A 15,510-nucleotide genomic window follows, 5' to 3' on the forward strand; every position below is an offset into this window, starting at 1 on the left:
TGATGGCGGAGATAGGACGCGTTCGGGATCGTATCGGGGCGAAGGCCATGGCCGTTTCGATCGCCGGCGTGATGACCGTCCGCGCGACGGTGGATACCGCGATCACCGTTCCCATGACGACCGTCCTCGCGGAGACTCGGAACACCGCGATTCGCGCCCCGCGTGGCGTGATGGCGAGGGACGGGACCGGCGTCCTGCCTTCCATGACAGGGACGATCGCCGGCGTGACGATCGCAGGGGGTTCGACCGTCGTGACGACCGGCGTGATGATCGGCATTTCGACCGTCGTGACGACCGGCATGGTGAGGGGAACTCCGGTCGTCGTGACGACCATCGTGGCGGATACGGTCGTGATGAGCGCCGTGGCGGGTATGGCCGTGATGATCGTCGCGGCGGCGATCATGGGCGTCGTGATTTCCGTGGTCCCCGTCGTGACGGTGATGGGCGCTCCTTCAATCGGGACGACCACCGGCGTGACGACCGCAGGGGGTTCGACCGGCGTGACGACCGGCATGGTGAGGGGAGCTCCGGTCGTCGTGACGACCATCGCGGCGGATACGGCCGTGATGATCGCCGTGGCGGATACGGTCGTGACGACCGGCGTGATGATCGCCGTGGCGGATACGGTCGTGACGACCGGCGTGATGATCGTCGCGGCGGCGATCATGGGCGTCGTGATTTCCGTGGTCCCCGTCGTGACGGTGATGGGCGCTCCTTCAACAGGATGATGCCCCTCTCGAATTCCGACGGCACGATATCCTTCCCCTCGCAGAACCCCTATACGGACAGGCGCCCCGGCGAGCCCCGCATGCCCAAGGGCATGGAATGGTCGATGCTGTCGAAGGATGAGCGCGAACGTCTGAGGGGATTGTCCAAGGAGCATGCCGAGAACATCGGACTGCATATTCTGGCCGCCTACGCTCTGGAGTCCGATGATCCCCAGGCGGCGCTGCAGCATGCGCAGTGGGTTGCCAGACAGGCGTCCCGCATCGATTTCGCGCGGGAGACGCTCGCGTTCGTCGCCTATCGGCAGGGCGATTATTCGCTGGCGTTGCGGGAGTTCCGCACGGCCCACCGTATGAATGGATACCCCGATTATCTGCCGTTCATCGCCGATTGCGAGCGGGGTCTGGGACATCCGCGCAAGGCCATTGACGTGGCCGTGTCCGATGACGGCCGTGCGCTGGATGGCGAGGCCAAGGTCGAGATGTTCCTGGTCTACGCGGGCGCCATGGCCGATCTGAAGCTGTGGGACAAGGCCGTCGAGGTCGTGCGCAAGCTCGAGCGGGTGCGCGGTCTGTCCGGTGAGTATCGGATGCGGGCGACCCAGGCCGAGCAGCTGTTCCTCGAGGAGGCCGGACGGACCGAGGAGGCGTCCGCACTGGACGATGTCCTTGACAAGCTCGAAAGCCAGTACGCCGATGCCGACGAGGATGACGAGGATGCCGAGGAGATAGTCATCGATTATGACCTTGAGCGGCTTCCTCCGGAATTGTTCGACGAGGCCGGAATCGACCTCGGGGACGACGGGGACGGTGCCGATGGACGTGACGCTCGTGATGGACGTGACGACTCCGAGGACGACTCCGCATCTGCCGATGACATCGATGCCGCCGATGACATCGATACCGCCGATGCCGCCGATACCGCCGATACCGCCGATGCCGCCGATGACATCGATGCCGCCGTTGAGGTTGCTGACGATTCCGAGTCCGAGAATGCTGCCATCGAGACTTCCGATGGCGAGACTTCCGATGGCGAGACTTCCGATGGCGAGACTTCCGATGGCGAGACTTCCGATGGCGAGACTTCCGGTGACGAGACTTCCGGTGACGATACTTCCGGTGACGTGACCCCGGCGTCAGAGGTCCCCGGGAACATGGACGACGCCCCTTCGGCTCCCGATGCCGCTGGTTCGGATCCCGACGGCTCCGATGCCGGAGCGGCTGACGCTTCCGGTGATTCCGATGGCTCCGGCGTCGACGCCGTTGTCGCTGACGCCGATGCCTCCGGCGACGACGTCGCCTCCGACGATGATGAGAGGCGGTCCGACGGCTCGGAGGAGGCACGGTGAGGTATCTTTCAGGTTCGGACGAGCCACTCTGCACGGCGTATTCCCTGGCGCTGCTCGATCTTGACGGCGTCGTCTACCGCGGCGGGGCTGCGGTGGAGCATGCCGTAGCGTCCATCGGACAGGCTCGTTCCCAGGGGATGCGGATCGAATACACCACGAACAACTCATCGCGTTTTCCGAGCGTCGTGGCGGACCAGCTTCGCGGGTACGGCCTTGAGGTGCGTGATCGCGACGTCATCACCTCGTCCATCGTGGCGGCGCGCATGGTCGTGAGGGAGCTTGGAACGGGTGCGAAGGTCCTCGTCGTCGGAGCGGATCATCTTCGTGACGAGGTGGCCGCCCAGGGACTTGTGGTCGTGGACGGCGCCGAGTCCCGTCCCGATGCGGTGATCCAGGGATGGTATCCGCGAATCTCGTGGAACGAGCTCGCCCAGGCGGCCTACGCCGTTGAATCGGGTGCGCGGTATTTCGTGACCAATCGTGATCTGACGATTCCACGGGAGCAGGGGATCGCTCCCGGCTGTGGGTCGTTGATCGCAGCCGTCGTCACCGCCACGGGGGTCGATCCCGAGGCCTCGGCAGGCAAGCCGGAGTCCGCCATGTATGACGAGGCCAGGATGCTTGCGACCGATCCTGGAGAGTCGCCCGTGGATCGTGAGCGCTGTCTTGCGGTGGGGGACAGGCTTGACACCGACATCGAGGCGGGGAATCGCGGAGGATATGATTCCATGGTCGTCCTCACGGGTGTGGCCACCGTCGGAGATCTCATGCGCGCTCCGGTTCCTCTGCGACCAACGTACATCTGTCCGGATCTGCGTGGTCTGGGACAGGCGCAGCCTCGTCCCCTGCGCGATGGTCTGGGCCAGTGGCGATGCGTGGATGCGGAAGCCTATGTCAGGGATGGCGCGATGGTCGTCGAAGGCGGCACGCGCGCCGATCGGATCCGTGCGGCATGCTGTGCTGCCTGGGACCTCACGGACAACTCGGATGGTCCGGAGGGTCTGTCCCTTCCCGACGTCGTTGGCGTGGAGGACTGATCGATGACGTCCGAGGACGAGGGTTTCGACGCGAGGTTCCCGGGTCTGGTGGCCGCCGATCCTCATGATTCGTCGGTTTTCCTCAGTGAGCTTCGGGCGGTGGCCGAATCCCTTCAACGTGAGCTGGACGATGCGACCCGGGCCGGTTCACATGGGTGAACGCCTTGACGTGGCGCTGGTTCGTCGGGGAATGGCGGATTCCCGCACCAAGGCGCATCGTCTGATCGCGTCCGGTGCCGTAAGCGTCGACGGATCCGTCGTGGCGAAGCCGTCGGCCATCGTGTCCACGGACGTGCCGATCGAGGTCGAACCCGGTCCCGGTTACGTCTCGCGTGGCGCATTGAAGCTGGTCGGCGCCTTCGAGTCCTTTGCGAGATACGGGCTGACGGCTCCTCGGGGCATGGACTGTCTGGACATCGGGGCGTCCACGGGAGGATTCACCCAGGTGCTTCTGCGTGGCGGCGCCGGAAGGGTGATCGCGCTTGACGTGGGGCATGGGCAGCTGCATCCCGATCTCGCCCATGATCCGCGCGTCGTGGAGATGAGCGGCGTCAACATCCGCGACGTCGAAGCCGGCGACCTCCCCTTCGTTCCGGAGCTCGTCGTCTCGGATGTGTCGTTCATCTCCATGACGCTGGTGATTCCCGTCATATCGCGGATAACCCGCCCCGGGGCGCGAATCGTGGTTCTCGTCAAGCCCCAGTTCGAGGTGGGACGTCGCAATCTGGGGCATCATGGAGTGGTTCGCGACGAGGGACTGAGACGATCGAGCCTGGATGGCGTCAGCCGCTGCGCCGCCGACCATGGTCTGGACGTCGTGTCGACGGCGGAGTCCCCGGTCGTCGGCATGCATGGAAACAGGGAATATCTGCTCTACGCCGTGCGGCGGTGAATGCGGCGCCGGCTCCCCTCGATGAAGAGTACGGACGAGGTGCCGTCCTGGACGAGACGCGAGGTGAACCGGATCGTGTGCACCACGCATCCTCCTGTGAGGACGACGTCCGTGCCGGTGACATGGCCGCAGGTGATTCCCTGAAGCCTCACGATGGCTCCATGGATGCTTTCGACCCTGCTGCCGAGAAGATAATCCTTGGCGTATCGGCTGAGCGCCATGCCTCCGAGAGGCCTGACGAGGACGCTTCGCGCCGCCCTCATACCGGCGTCAGACACCACCGATCCGTCGATGAGGACGTCCTTCCCGGCCATATGCTCTCCCGAGCGCACCAGTCCCTGAATGAACAGCTCGTGACGGGCGGTGATCGATCCTCTGGCGACGAGGCTGCCGGTTAATTCAAGCGTCTGGCAGCGCAGCGATCCCGATATCGTGACGCGTCCATGCCCCTCGATCCGTTCGACGCTTACATCGCCGCCGCAGAAGACGCTGCCGGAACGCATGATGACGGTTCCGCCATGGCAGCGGAGGCAGCGCACGGTTCCCGAGACGATGAGATTGACGAAGGTGACGTCGTCCTCCAGCACGGCGTCGCCAAGAACGGTTATCGTTCTATAAGTCCCGCGTCTCACCCGACCCGAGTCGATGACAATGTCCATGGTTGGCTCCCCCGACGAGAATTCCTCCGCGATGAGGAATCGGCTATCGTCTGCCCGTCCATGCCGGCAGATATGGACAACAATAGATGGGAAGTCGCCTCTTCTTGAATGTATATCGGAGTGTTGTGGCGAATGACATGAATTGAGGGTGATGGATTCCGGTTATCTGACCGTAATGGAGGGAATCGGGAACCCGGAAAACGGGAACCAGAAACGAGGGCCTGACGCGCGGGAATGGATGACGAGAGGGTCCATCCGACGGCCATGGATCGGCACGACGGCCGCGGACCAGATTGTTCGCGGACAGGATCACCCGTGGAGGAAATGGTTGATCTGATCCTGCGTTCCCATGATGATCAGCTCGTCATTGCGTTTCATGACCAGATCCTTCGAGCCGTAGGCGAGCTCGCGTCCGGAGGATTTGATGGCCACGACGGTGACGCCGAAGCGCTCATGAATCCGTGCGTCGCCGATGGACATCCCGACGGCGTGGGAGGGGGTGTGGATCTTGACGACCGAATGGGGGCCCTCGATCTCTATGTAGTCGAGGTAGTCGCCCGACACCAGATGCCCCACGCGTTTTCCTGCGTCGGTTTCGGCGTTGATGATATGCCGTGCGCCGATCCTTTGGAGGATGCGGGCGTGCTCCACGGAAACCGATTTCGCCCAGATGTCCGTGATGCCGACGTCGAGGAGATTCCCGGCCGTGATGACGGAGGCCTCGATGCTGTCCCCGATGGCGACCACCGCCGTGGAGAAGTCCTTGACGCCCAGCTGCTCAAGGGCCAGCACATCGGTCATATCCGCCTGGACCGTGGGAATCTGCGAGGACCATCGGTTGACCAGATCCGCATCCTTGTCCACCGCGAGAACATCCTGACCCAGACTGTCCAGCGTCGTCGCGACGGCGACTCCGAATCGTCCCAGACCGACGACCAAAACGCTTCTGTCCCTCGTCATATGTCGTTCCCCTTTCGTGAAACTGACGCCAATGACGCCAGCGGACGCCGGCCGATGCGCGGGAACCCCGCTCGAAGCCATGCCCGATGGCGGCAGGGGTCGGCGGCGAGGCGTTCGCTCCGGCGCATACGACGTTTGTGGACGCCCATGATCATCCCACCACTATAGATTCGGTGGGATAGTGGACGACTTCGTTGCCCGAGGGACGGTTGATGGCATAGGCGATGGTCATGGGCCCCAGCCGTCCCAGCACCATGACCAGAGCGAGAAGCGTCGTCGCGCCGGAGTCCGCGGCACTGGCGACGCCGACGGAATAGCCGCCCAGACCGAACGCCGAGCACGTCTCGAAAAGAGCGTCCGTCAGCGAGCAGCCCGTCAGAAGCATCAGCCCCACGGATGCGCTGAGGACGAGGGTGAGGCATGAGGCGGTGATGCTCACCGCCGTCATAAGCGTGCGTGTGTGCAGACGTCGTCCGAAGGCGTTGACGTCGGTGTGCCCGGTGAAGGCCGCGCGGCAGATGAGGAGGATGACGGCGAAGGTGGTCACGCGGATGCCTCCGGCGGTGGACGTGCTGCCGCCGCCGATGAACATCATCACGCTCATGAAGACCTTGGTCGGCTCGCTGACCTGGGGGACCCAGGAGGGGTCGAATCCGGAGGTTCGAGGCATGACCGCCGCCGCCAGCGCGTGCCTGATCCGCGTGGCGGTGTCGGCATGCTTGAACAGCGAGGGATTCTCCCATTCGACCGCGAGGAACCAGACAAGGGACAGGGTGACGAGGATGCCGGTGGTCAGAAGGGTCAGCTTCGTGTGCAACGTCCACCGTCGCGGGCCGTCCCCTCGTTGCGCCGAGCGAAGGAGGTTGAGCAGAACGGGGAATCCCAGGGTCCCCGCGAAGGCGCTGAGCAGTATGGGGAGGCCGACCGACCAGCTGTTGACGTGGAGACCTGCGTAGTCCGGCGTGAACCCGGCATTGTTGTAGGAGGACACGGCGAAGAAGACCGCCTCCCAGAGGGTTCGTCCGAGGTCCTTGTTGTTGATCTTCCACAGCCCCGGGAAAAGCGCAACGAAGGTGATGAGCTCGATGGACAGGGTCGTGGCGACCATAAGCGTGAGAACGCTGCGGATCTCGCTGAGCCGGTTCGTGCCGAGCTCCTCGGCCGTCAGAACCCGCTGTGACGCTCTCATGTGCCGGTTGACGGCGATGGTGATGATGGAGGCGAAGCTCATGACGCCCAGTCCGCCGAGCTGAACCGAGATCAGGATGATTCCCTGACCGAACATCGTCCAGTGCCCCGCGGTGTCCACGATGGAGATTCCGCATGTGGAGAGTGCCGACACCGCGGTGAAGAAGGCCACCGACAGAGGCGTGTATCGCGTGGGGCGAGACGCCGCGGGGCACATGAGCAACGCGGTCATGACGACGATGAGCGTCGTGAAGTATGCGATGGTGAGCCGTCCGGGATGCCCGAGGAGCCGCAGGGGCGGACGATGCCGCCGACGGTGGTTCGCGAAGCGCGCCCTGTCGTTGATCGTGTGTTCGGAGAACCACCACGCGTATCCGTGCGACCGGTCGCTGTTGCTTGGATAGTCGTCGATGAGGGGACTGAGCATGCGCGCGAAGTCTCCCATCATCAGGCAATCCGATTCCATCGTCATTGTAGCGACGCTTCCGCTAGGATGGTGAATCGGGTCCGGTCGACGGGGCCCTGATGGTGACGTTCGTGCTTGACGCGCGTCGAGGGGACGGGAACGGTTCGCAAATGACAGGCAGAAGGCATGCGGTGGTGGTGACCCACACCAGACTTCGTGAGAACGGAACGGTGATCGAGGAGGCCGTGGACCAGCTGAAGGCAGCGGGATTCGTGGTGTCCATCGTGGACAACTCCGAGGCTCCCGAATTCGGTGGACGGGCGCCGGTCGTCGACGATGACACGGAGATCGTCGTGGTTCTCGGAGGCGATGGGACGATACTGCGGGCGGCGGAACTCGTGCACTGCACGAATGTGCCGATCTTGGGCGTGAACCTGGGGCATGTGGGGTTCCTTGCGGAGTTCGAGAGCTTCCAGATGGCCGAGGCGATCCGTCGCGTCGCCGAGCATGACTATTCCCTGGACGACCGCATGATCGCCCATGTCGACGTATGGCTTCCTGGTTCCGACAGCCCCCTGCATGATTGGGCGCTGAACGATATCACGCTGGAACGGGACGAGCAGGGTCGGATGGTGGAGGTCTCCATCCGGATCGACGATGTGGAGATGAGCTCGTTCGGCTGCGATGGCGTGATCGTCTCCACGCCCACGGGATCGACCGCCTACGCCTTCTCGGCCGGCGGCCCCATCATATGGCCCAACGTCCAGGCCCTCCAGCTCGTGCCCTTGGCGGCGCACGCCCTGTTCGCCCGCCCGGTCGTCATCGGCGCCGGATCGACGTTCACCGTCGACGTCCTTGAGGATTCCGCATCCGAGGGCTGGATCTGCTGTGACGGTCGACGACAGCGCTCCCTGCCGAGGGGGACGCGCGTGGAGGTGCGAACCTCGCGTGACATCCTCAGCCTTGCGCGGCTGTCGGGCGTGCCCTTCACCCAGCGGCTCGTGAGCAAATTCGATCTTCCCGTCGCCGGATGGAGGGAACATGCGCGTCCCGCCTCGGCGCCGCCGCTGACGGGCGTGGCGGTTTCGGGCCATGCGTCGGCATGTCCGGGGGAGGGAGCCGGTTCGGATGCTTGAGGAGCTTGAGGTTCGCGGTCTGGGACCCATCCGTTCCGCGGTGATCAATCCCGGTCCGCGCATGACGGTGGTGACGGGCGAGACCGGAGCGGGAAAGTCGATGCTTCTCGATGCCATCCGTCTCATCTCCGGAGGGCGTGTCGATTCCGCGAGGATCGCCGGCACCGGTACCCAGGAGTGCTGGGCGCAGGGGGTTTTCCGGGTCGCGCAGGATTCACCGGCCTGTGATGAGGCCGCCGAGGCGGGTGTGGACGTCGAGGACGGGGAGCTGTTCCTCACTCGTGCGGTTCCGGCGTCGGGCCGATCGCGTTCCATGCTGTGCGGACGCACCGTTCCGCGGAACGTCCTCGCGCAGGTGTCGCGTTCGCTTGTGGTCATCCACGGGCAGTCCGACCAGCTGAGGATCGCTTCTCCCGCTCGCCAGCGGGAGTTTCTCGATTCCGTGGGGGTGGACGACGCGGTCTGCTCCGCGTATGCCACGGCATGGAGCGAATTCCAGCGGGTCGATGAGCGTCTGGCGCGGCTGCAGGGGGAGCAGGCCGAGAACAGGCAGAGGGCGGATTATCTGCGGGACTGTCTGGCGCGCATCGATGCCGTCGACCCGGCACCGGACGAATACGGGGAGTTGAGGGACAAACGCTCCCGCATCGAGCATGCCGCGGCCATCGCGCAGGGCGTGTCGGAGGCGTTGGGCGTTCTCGACCCCTCCCAGCTGGGCGAGGAGGGATCGGGCGTCGTCGATCTCATCGGGCGTTCAGTGCAGTCGCTTCGGGGCATCCATGTCGCCGAGCCCTTCGCGGATCTGGCCGACCGGTTGGAGAATGTGTCGCAGGAGATATCGGACGTGGTTTTCGCGCTGTCCGACGCCGGCGCCGTGATGGACGGAGAGATGGATCTGGATGCCATCAACTCCCGGATCCATGAGCTTGACGACCTTCTGCGCCGATGGGGTCCCACCATCGCGGACGTCCTCGCATGGCGCGACCATGCGCGGCTCGAGCTTGAGGACGTCGATGCGTCTCCGGAGCAGGTCGATCTCCTTCGACGGGAGCGGCAGGATCTTCTCGACAAGGCATGGAAGACGGCCGAGGCCCTGAGCGGGGAGCGCGCCAAGGCGGGGGAGGCCCTGTCGCGCATGGTCGATCAGGAACTGGGATCCCTGGCGATGTCCGGATCGCATCTGGAGATCCGCGTCACGCGCCGAACCGATCCCGGGCTTCTGGATGCGAACGGCGGCGACGATGTGGAGTTCCTGTTCACGCCATACCCCGGTGCCGACGCCCTTCCTCTGGGGTCCAGCGCGTCGGGAGGCGAGCTGAGCAGGCTTATGCTCGCCCTGGAGCTGTCGGCCGTGTCGTACCGGGCGGCGGAAAGGCAGGGGCGTGACGCGGTTCCTTCGCATGATCGATGCACGTACATCTTCGATGAGGTAGACGCCGGGGTCGGCGGACGTGCCGCCGTTGAGCTGGGACGCCGATTGGCTCGTCTGGCCCGTGAGGAGCAGGTCATCGTCGTCACCCATCTGGCTCAGGTGGCCTCGTGGGCGGATGACCAGATAGTGGTGAGCAAACGTGTGGATCCGGACGCGGAATCCGTGGACACCGTCGTGCGGCCGGTCACGGGGGATTCGCGGATCGCCGAGATAGCCCGCATGCTTTCCGGCGACCAATCGCAGGCGTCGATGGATCACGCGCGGCAGCTTCTGCATTCCAGCGTCCTTGGATGACGTTCCTTGGATGACGTTCCTTGGGTGACGTTCTTGGGTGCGTCCATGACGGGGTTCGTGCCCGCAGGGGCTGGTCCGGAACCCCGGGTTCGGGACCCCCTCGTGAGCCCGCGCGCGGCGGGACCGGGGTGCGGCGCTACGATGGGCTTATGACGGACAACAAGGGTAAGGGCGCCATATTCGACCTTGACGGGACGCTTCTCGATTCGATGGGCGTATGGGACCAGATCGACGTGGACTTCCTTGGACGGCGTGGGATCGAGGTTCCGGACGACTATATGGCCAAGGTGTCGGCCATGGGATTCCGAGACATCGCGGAGTACACGATCAGGCGCTTCGGTCTGTCCGACACGCCAGAGGATCTGATGGATGAGTGGAATCGCATGGCCGTCAGGGCCTACTCCACGATGGTGGAGGCCAAACCCCACGCGATCGAGTACGTGACGCGGCTGAAGGAATCGGGAGCCCGCCTGGCGATCGCCACGACGCTTCCCGTCGAACTGCGCGGACCTGCCATGGACCATGTGGGCATGAGCGGTCTCTTCGATGTGGTCTGTGGAATCGAGGCCGTCGATCACGTGGGCAAGGATCGTCCGGACATCTATCGCCACACCGCCGGTCGTCTCGGGGTGGAGCCCGATAAGTGCACGGTGTTCGAGGATCTTCTGGAGGGCGTCAGATCGGCGAAGAAGGCCGGCATGACGGTGTGGGCGATGCACGATGACTCGTCGGACCGGTCATGGCCGGTGATATGCGACGAGGCCGACGGCGTGCTGTTCGACTTCGATCAGGCGCCCCTGTCACTGTGACGACCCCTGCCACTGTGACGAGCGGTGGCCGCGACCATGACACCGTGGTGATGCGCCATGAGATGATGCGCCACGACGTGCCGTGAAGCCGCCGTCCGGTTCCCCGTCAGACCGCCGCCGAAGCCGCCGCGGTGACGAACTCGCCCATGCCGCCGATTCCCACCACATCGGTGAAGCGGACCTGAGCGCCTTCAAGCGAGCGCAGGGCGGTCGGCGCGGTCGTGCCCGTCGCCTGCGACAGACGGTCCATGCAGGTGAAATCGTCCCCGGAGGCATCCAGCCCAAGGGCGGAGTTGACCACGCGCGGGAACTTGTAGGGGCTTGCGGTGCTCAGCAGGATCCGGCGAACGCCGTCCTGCCGGGGCATGCGGTTCATGACGTAGTATCCGCAGGCGGTGTGGGGGTCCAGCACGTAGTGGTTGTCCCTCCAGCAGCGGTCGATGGCGTCGTTGACCTGGTTCTCGTCGGCCCAGCCGCAGCCGAAAAGGGAGCGGATGCGCGCCATCATCTCTTCGGGGGCCTCGAAGGCCCCCCAATGGGACAGATCGTTCATAAGCGTGTTGATCAGACGCGTGTCCCCCTGGGACATGTAGTACAGCATGCGTTCCAGGTTGGAGGAGACCAGGATGTCCATGGACGGCGACGTCGTCTGGAAGAACGGGCGCTCGCGATTGTAGGTTCCCGAGGTGAGGAAGTCGAAAAGGACGTTGTTCCTGTCGCTGGCGACGACAAGGTGACTGACCGGCAGACCGAGCCTTTTCGCGTAGTATCCGGCCAGAACGTTGCCGAAGTTGCCGGTGGGGACGATGAACTCGACGCCATCGCCCATGGAGATCGCGCCCCTTCTGAGAAGCTGGGCGTATGCCGCGAAGTAGTACACGACCTGCGGGACCAGCCGTCCCACGTTGATGGAGTTCGCCGAGGAGAGGACGACATGCGACTCGTCCCTTAGCGCGTTGGCGAGCTTCCTGTCTCCGAAGATGCGTTTGACGGCGCTCTGCACGTCGTCGAAGTTCCCGCGCACCGCGCACACCCGGACGTTGCCGCCCCGCTGCGTGGTCATCTGGAGCTGCTGGACCTGACTGACCTTGCCTTCGGGGTAGAAGACCGTGATGGCGGTTCCGGGGACGTCCGCGAAGCCGGCGAGGGCCGCCTTGCCCGTGTCCCCGGAGGTCGCCGTGAGGATCATGATCCGTTCGTCGGGGTCGTCCGATTCCGACGTCGTCCTCGCCATGAGTCTGGGCAGCATCTGGAGAGCCACGTCCTTGAAGGCCGACGTGGGGCCGTGGAACAGCTCCAGGACGTAGTCGTCGCCCAGGGGCTTCAGCGGGGTTATGGCGTCGTCCTCCCACTGGTCGCCGTAGGCGCGTTCGATGCATTCGTGCAGTTCGTCAGTGGTGAAATCGGGAAGAAGGGCGGAGAGCACCCGTTGCGCGATCTCCTGATAGGACAGGTCGGCGATGTCGGCGATGTCGACGTGCGATGCTCCCAGAGCGTCGCTGACGTAGAGGCCGCCGTCGGGAGCCAGTCCCTGCCGGATGGCCTGCCTGGAGGTCAGCGGATCCGTGGTGCTGCGTGTGCTGTGGAAGGTGTTCACTGTATCGCGATCCCCCTATGTGACTGTGTTGTCGCGTGTGTGACTGTGTTGTCGCGTGACTGTGATGCCGCGCGTGGTCCGGTGCGCTGCGCTCCACTGTATCGTCCGGGCTGGGCAACGGCCGCGGCGCCTGCGCAAGTTCGTCCGGCATTCGGCATGGGGACGCGCACGGACGAATCGATCATGGGACGGTCGGGGATACCCGGCGTGAGCTATTGTGGTGGTGCCATGCCGGGGACTATGATCGCACGGTATTCCTTTTGGGCCCACGATTTGGATGGGCTCGCTCCGGCGCTGCGGAAAGGCGGATGGTATGACTGCGATGGATGGTCGGATCGTGTCCGTGCCCGACGGACGCGACGCCCTTGAGGACGTGATCGGTCGTGCCGACGCCGCGCGTGGTGCGCAGGCCGGATACGCCTCCCGTACGACGGGGGAGAAGAACGCGCTTCTCATGGCCATCGCCGACGCCGTGGAGCGCAACGCCTCGACCATTGCGGCCGCCAACCGCGAGGACATGGAGGCGGCGCGTGACGGGGGAATGGACGAGGGAAAGCTGGACAGGCTTCTTTTCGATGAAGGGCGGATACGTGCCGCGGCCGATGGCGTTCGCCACGTGGCCTCGCTTCCCGATCCGGTGGGCAGCGTCGTCCGTGGCTACCGTCTGGAGAACGGCGTGCGCCTTGAGCAGATTCGCGTGCCTCTGGGCGTCATGGGCATGATCTACGAGGCGCGTCCCAACGTGACGGTGGACGTCGTCTCCCTATGCCTCAAATCCGGTAACGCGGTCGTGCTGCGCGGCGGCCATGAGGCGAGCGGAACGAACAGGGCCACGCTGGACGTGATAGGCCGTGCCCTGTCCGATCAGGGTCTGGATGGGGCCCTGGTGGCGAGCGTGGACGATCTGGGGCGCGCCGGAGCCCAGGCGATGATGCGCGCCTATGGGCACATCGACGTTCTCGTTCCCCGGGGAGGGGCGGGGCTGATCCGCTCGGTGGTGAGGAACTCCATCGTTCCCGTCATCGAGACGGGGTCCGGCAACGTCCATATATACGTGGATCGCAGCGCCGACCTGTCGCAGGCCATCCCCATAATCCTCAACGCGAAGACGCAGCGCGTGGGCGTGTGCAACGCAGCGGAGAAGCTTCTGGTCGACCGGGCCATCGCGGCGGACTTCATTCCGAAGGCGGCGCGCGCCCTGTACGATGCCGGCGTCGAGATCCGCGCGGATCGCGAGTCCTTCCCGCTTGCCGACGGATGCCGCACTGGGGCCGATCGTCTTCTGGAGGCGACCGACGAGGATTGGGACACGGAATATCTGGCGTTGCGCATGGGGGTGCGTGTGGTCTCCGGCGTGGACGAGGCCATCGCCCATATCAACGCCCATTCGACGGGGCACACGGAGTCCATCGTGGCCCAGGACTATCGGACCATCGAGGAGTTCACCTCGCGGATCGACTCCGCGGTGGTCATGGTCAACGCGTCGACCCGGTTCACGGACGGCGGGGTGTTCGGCTTCGGGGCGGAGCTGGGGATATCCACCCAGAAGCTCCATGCCCGGGGTCCCATGGGCCTGCAGGAGATGACGACCACCAAATGGATCGGCTATGGGGACGGGCAGGTGAGGCAATGAGTTCCTTCTCGGATGATGAGACGCGCGATCTGGCGCGCAGCAGGGGAGTCGACGTGTCCAGCCGCGCGCTGCCGATGAGGCTGGCCGCAGAGAGGCTGAGCATCGTCCGCTATGTCTTTCTGGTTCAGATCGAGGAGGGTATCGCCTCGGCGGATCAACGGGCTGCGTTGGAATATGCGGATGCCGTGCTGATGGGGTGGCCGAAGGATGACTCCGAGCGGATCGCCGACCTTGACGACGCCTCGGTGGTGAGGGTCGGTGAGCTCGCGGATGCTATGGAGGAGCGAATAGCGCGGTTCCGTGGTCTTGAGCGCGAGGGGGACGTGTCCGGCATGACCGAATGCCTGGTGTCCATCACTGAGCAGGTCGCGGGCGTGCGCAGTCTTTTCCAGCCGAGATTCGAGCTCCCCACCTTCGCCGAGATCCATCGCGTGGTCCAGAAGGAGTGGGACGACGACATGGGACGCATAGAGACGTCGGGCAGGGAGGACTCCGTCGACGAGCGTCTTGAACGTGATTTGCGCAGCTCGGTGTCGGGAACGGATGGTTCCGAGGCGGGATCGTCCGCCCAGAAGGGCGACGGTCGCCAGTGAGCCGCGAGGATGACGTTCCGTCCGCCATGTCGTCGCCGCATGTCCGGACGTCGGGGGAGGCCCCTTCGGCCGTCACGGCGTCCGCCACGCCGATGATGCCGATGATCGAGGGCGGAAGACGGATGTCGGAGCTGTCCATCGAGGCGGATGACGGCCATGGCCGCCGGCGGCGCTCGGTGCGCGGGCATTGGCATGACCGCCTGCGCATAGGGATCATGGGCGGCACGTTCGATCCCATCCACAACGGGCATCTCGTCGCCGCCTCCGAGGTGGCGTGGGTCTACGACCTCGACGAGGTCATATTCGTGCCGACGGGGCGTCCCGTGTTCAAGCTCGACAAGAAGGTGACCAACGCGGAGGACCGCTACCTCATGACGGTTATCGCCACCGCGTCGAATCCGAAGTTCACCGTGTCCCGGGTCGACATCGACCGTCCGGGGGTCACGTACACCATCGACACCCTGCGCGACATCCACGCCCAGTACCCGGACGCCGACCTGTTCTTCATCACGGGCGCCGACGCCGTGGCCGAGATCGCACGGTGGAAGGACGCCGCGTCGATGTGGGAGCTGGCTCATTTCGTCGCGGTGACGAGGCCCGGTTATTCCAGCCCCGAAGGCTCCGTTCTCCCCGCCGGACGCGTGGATGTTCTGGAGATTCCCGCGTTGGCGATCTCGTCGACCGACGTGAGGCGCCGCGCCGAGCATGACGAGCCGGTGTGGTATCTCGTTCCGGACGGCGTCGTCCAGTACATCGCGAAGCACGGGCTGTATCGGTGACGTTGTCTTCCGAACCCGGGC

The 15,510-nt window shown here is 64.8% G+C and carries 13 protein-coding genes and 1 pseudogene; 10 read left to right on the forward strand and 4 right to left on the reverse strand.

The genetic code is table 11. The features are described 5' to 3' along the window. Positions 1–301: 301 nt before the first annotated feature. From BMIN_RS08600 to BMIN_RS05915, 4 genes and pseudogenes are all read left to right on the forward strand, one after another. A pseudogene (locus tag BMIN_RS08600) lies at positions 302–1,555 on the forward strand (tetratricopeptide repeat protein); the annotation flags it as partial. A gap of 515 nt (positions 1,556–2,070) precedes the next feature. Then, entirely contained in the window at positions 2,071–3,111 is a 1,041-nt protein-coding gene (locus BMIN_RS05910) for an HAD-IIA family hydrolase (RefSeq protein ID WP_022860560.1), read from the forward strand. A 3-nt stretch (positions 3,112–3,114) separates the two neighbouring features. Continuing rightward, entirely contained in the window at positions 3,115–3,270 is a 156-nt protein-coding gene (locus BMIN_RS08605; protein ID WP_022860561.1) for a hypothetical protein, read from the forward strand. Next, entirely contained in the window at positions 3,263–4,003 is a 741-nt protein-coding gene (locus BMIN_RS05915) for a TlyA family RNA methyltransferase (protein WP_022860562.1), read from the forward strand. The genes BMIN_RS08605 and BMIN_RS05915 overlap by 8 nt, the downstream gene beginning before the upstream one ends. On the opposite strand, the gene BMIN_RS05920 is transcribed toward BMIN_RS05915, so the two are convergent. From BMIN_RS05920 to BMIN_RS05930, 3 genes are all read right to left on the reverse strand, one after another. Continuing rightward, entirely contained in the window at positions 3,985–4,662 is a 678-nt protein-coding gene (locus BMIN_RS05920; protein WP_022860563.1) for a hypothetical protein, read from the reverse strand. The genes BMIN_RS05915 and BMIN_RS05920 overlap by 19 nt on opposite strands. Before the next feature lie 309 nt (positions 4,663–4,971). Continuing rightward, a complete protein-coding gene (locus tag BMIN_RS05925; protein WP_022860564.1) occupies positions 4,972–5,622 on the reverse strand; it encodes a potassium channel family protein in 651 nt (216 codons plus the stop codon). Between the two features lie 151 nt (positions 5,623–5,773). Then, positions 5,774–7,237 (reverse strand): potassium transporter TrkG, encoded by a 1,464-nt coding sequence (locus tag BMIN_RS05930; protein WP_026647307.1) that lies wholly within the window; start codon positions 7,235–7,237, stop codon positions 5,774–5,776. Positions 7,238–7,386: 149 nt separating this feature from the next. Here BMIN_RS05930 and BMIN_RS05935 point away from each other — a divergent pair, with 149 nt between their 5' ends. The 3 genes from BMIN_RS05935 to BMIN_RS05945 all read left to right on the forward strand — a co-directional run bounded on the left by BMIN_RS05935 (position 7,387) and on the right by BMIN_RS05945 (position 10,887). Beyond that, positions 7,387–8,352: an NAD kinase gene (locus BMIN_RS05935; RefSeq protein WP_081647960.1), complete on the forward strand. Its 966-nt coding sequence runs from the start codon at positions 7,387–7,389 to the stop codon at positions 8,350–8,352. Beyond that, complete coding sequence (gene recN / locus BMIN_RS05940) at positions 8,345–10,078, forward strand: DNA repair protein RecN (RefSeq protein WP_022860567.1); 1,734 nt, start codon at positions 8,345–8,347, stop codon at positions 10,076–10,078. The genes BMIN_RS05935 and recN overlap by 8 nt, the downstream gene beginning before the upstream one ends. A 149-nt stretch (positions 10,079–10,227) precedes the next feature. Next, positions 10,228–10,887: an HAD family hydrolase gene (locus BMIN_RS05945; RefSeq protein WP_022860568.1), complete on the forward strand. Its 660-nt coding sequence runs from the start codon at positions 10,228–10,230 to the stop codon at positions 10,885–10,887. Between the two features lie 106 nt (positions 10,888–10,993). Here the strand turns inward: BMIN_RS05945 and thrC are convergent, their stop codons facing one another. Then, positions 10,994–12,484: a threonine synthase gene (thrC, locus tag BMIN_RS05950; RefSeq protein WP_022860569.1), complete on the reverse strand. Its 1,491-nt coding sequence runs from the start codon at positions 12,482–12,484 to the stop codon at positions 10,994–10,996. 313 nt (positions 12,485–12,797) lie between these two features. Here thrC and BMIN_RS05955 point away from each other — a divergent pair, with 313 nt between their 5' ends. The 3 genes from BMIN_RS05955 (at position 12,798) to nadD (ending at position 15,489) form a co-directional block, all read left to right on the forward strand. Beyond that, positions 12,798–14,117, forward strand: a complete 1,320-nt coding sequence (locus BMIN_RS05955; RefSeq protein ID WP_026647308.1) for a glutamate-5-semialdehyde dehydrogenase — start codon at positions 12,798–12,800, stop codon at positions 14,115–14,117. Beyond that, positions 14,114–14,710, forward strand: a complete 597-nt coding sequence (locus BMIN_RS05960; RefSeq protein WP_022860571.1) for a hypothetical protein — start codon at positions 14,114–14,116, stop codon at positions 14,708–14,710. The genes BMIN_RS05955 and BMIN_RS05960 overlap by 4 nt, the downstream gene beginning before the upstream one ends. A gap of 92 nt (positions 14,711–14,802) precedes the next feature. Next, positions 14,803–15,489, forward strand: a complete 687-nt coding sequence (gene nadD / locus BMIN_RS05965; protein WP_026647309.1) for a nicotinate-nucleotide adenylyltransferase — start codon at positions 14,803–14,805, stop codon at positions 15,487–15,489. Positions 15,490–15,510 lie beyond the last annotated feature (21 nt).

The sequence above is a fragment of the Bifidobacterium minimum genome (genome assembly GCF_000741645.1).
GTDB classification, from domain to species: Bacteria; Actinomycetota; Actinomycetes; order Actinomycetales; family Bifidobacteriaceae; genus Bifidobacterium; species Bifidobacterium minimum.

Bases quoted from the DNA above. Each gene is read 5' to 3' on its own strand.
- BMIN_RS05945 (WP_022860568.1), top strand. From the start codon at position 10,228: ATGACGGACAACAAGGGTAAGGGCGCCATATTCGACCTTGACGGGACG.
- recN (WP_022860567.1), top strand. From the start codon at position 8,345: ATGCTTGAGGAGCTTGAGGTTCGCGGTCTGGGACCCATCCGTTCCGCG.
- BMIN_RS05935 (WP_081647960.1), top strand. From the start codon at position 7,387: ATGACAGGCAGAAGGCATGCGGTGGTGGTGACCCACACCAGACTTCGT.
- BMIN_RS05920 (WP_022860563.1), bottom strand. From the start codon at position 4,662: ATGGACATTGTCATCGACTCGGGTCGGGTGAGACGCGGGACTTATAGA.
- BMIN_RS08605 (WP_022860561.1), top strand. From the start codon at position 3,115: ATGACGTCCGAGGACGAGGGTTTCGACGCGAGGTTCCCGGGTCTGGTG.
- BMIN_RS05915 (WP_022860562.1), top strand. From the start codon at position 3,263: ATGGGTGAACGCCTTGACGTGGCGCTGGTTCGTCGGGGAATGGCGGAT.
- BMIN_RS05925 (WP_022860564.1), bottom strand. From the start codon at position 5,622: ATGACGAGGGACAGAAGCGTTTTGGTCGTCGGTCTGGGACGATTCGGA.
- BMIN_RS05930 (WP_026647307.1), bottom strand. From the start codon at position 7,237: ATGCTCAGTCCCCTCATCGACGACTATCCAAGCAACAGCGACCGGTCG.
- BMIN_RS05960 (WP_022860571.1), top strand. From the start codon at position 14,114: ATGAGTTCCTTCTCGGATGATGAGACGCGCGATCTGGCGCGCAGCAGG.
- BMIN_RS05955 (WP_026647308.1), top strand. From the start codon at position 12,798: ATGACTGCGATGGATGGTCGGATCGTGTCCGTGCCCGACGGACGCGAC.
- nadD (WP_026647309.1), top strand. From the start codon at position 14,803: ATGATGCCGATGATCGAGGGCGGAAGACGGATGTCGGAGCTGTCCATC.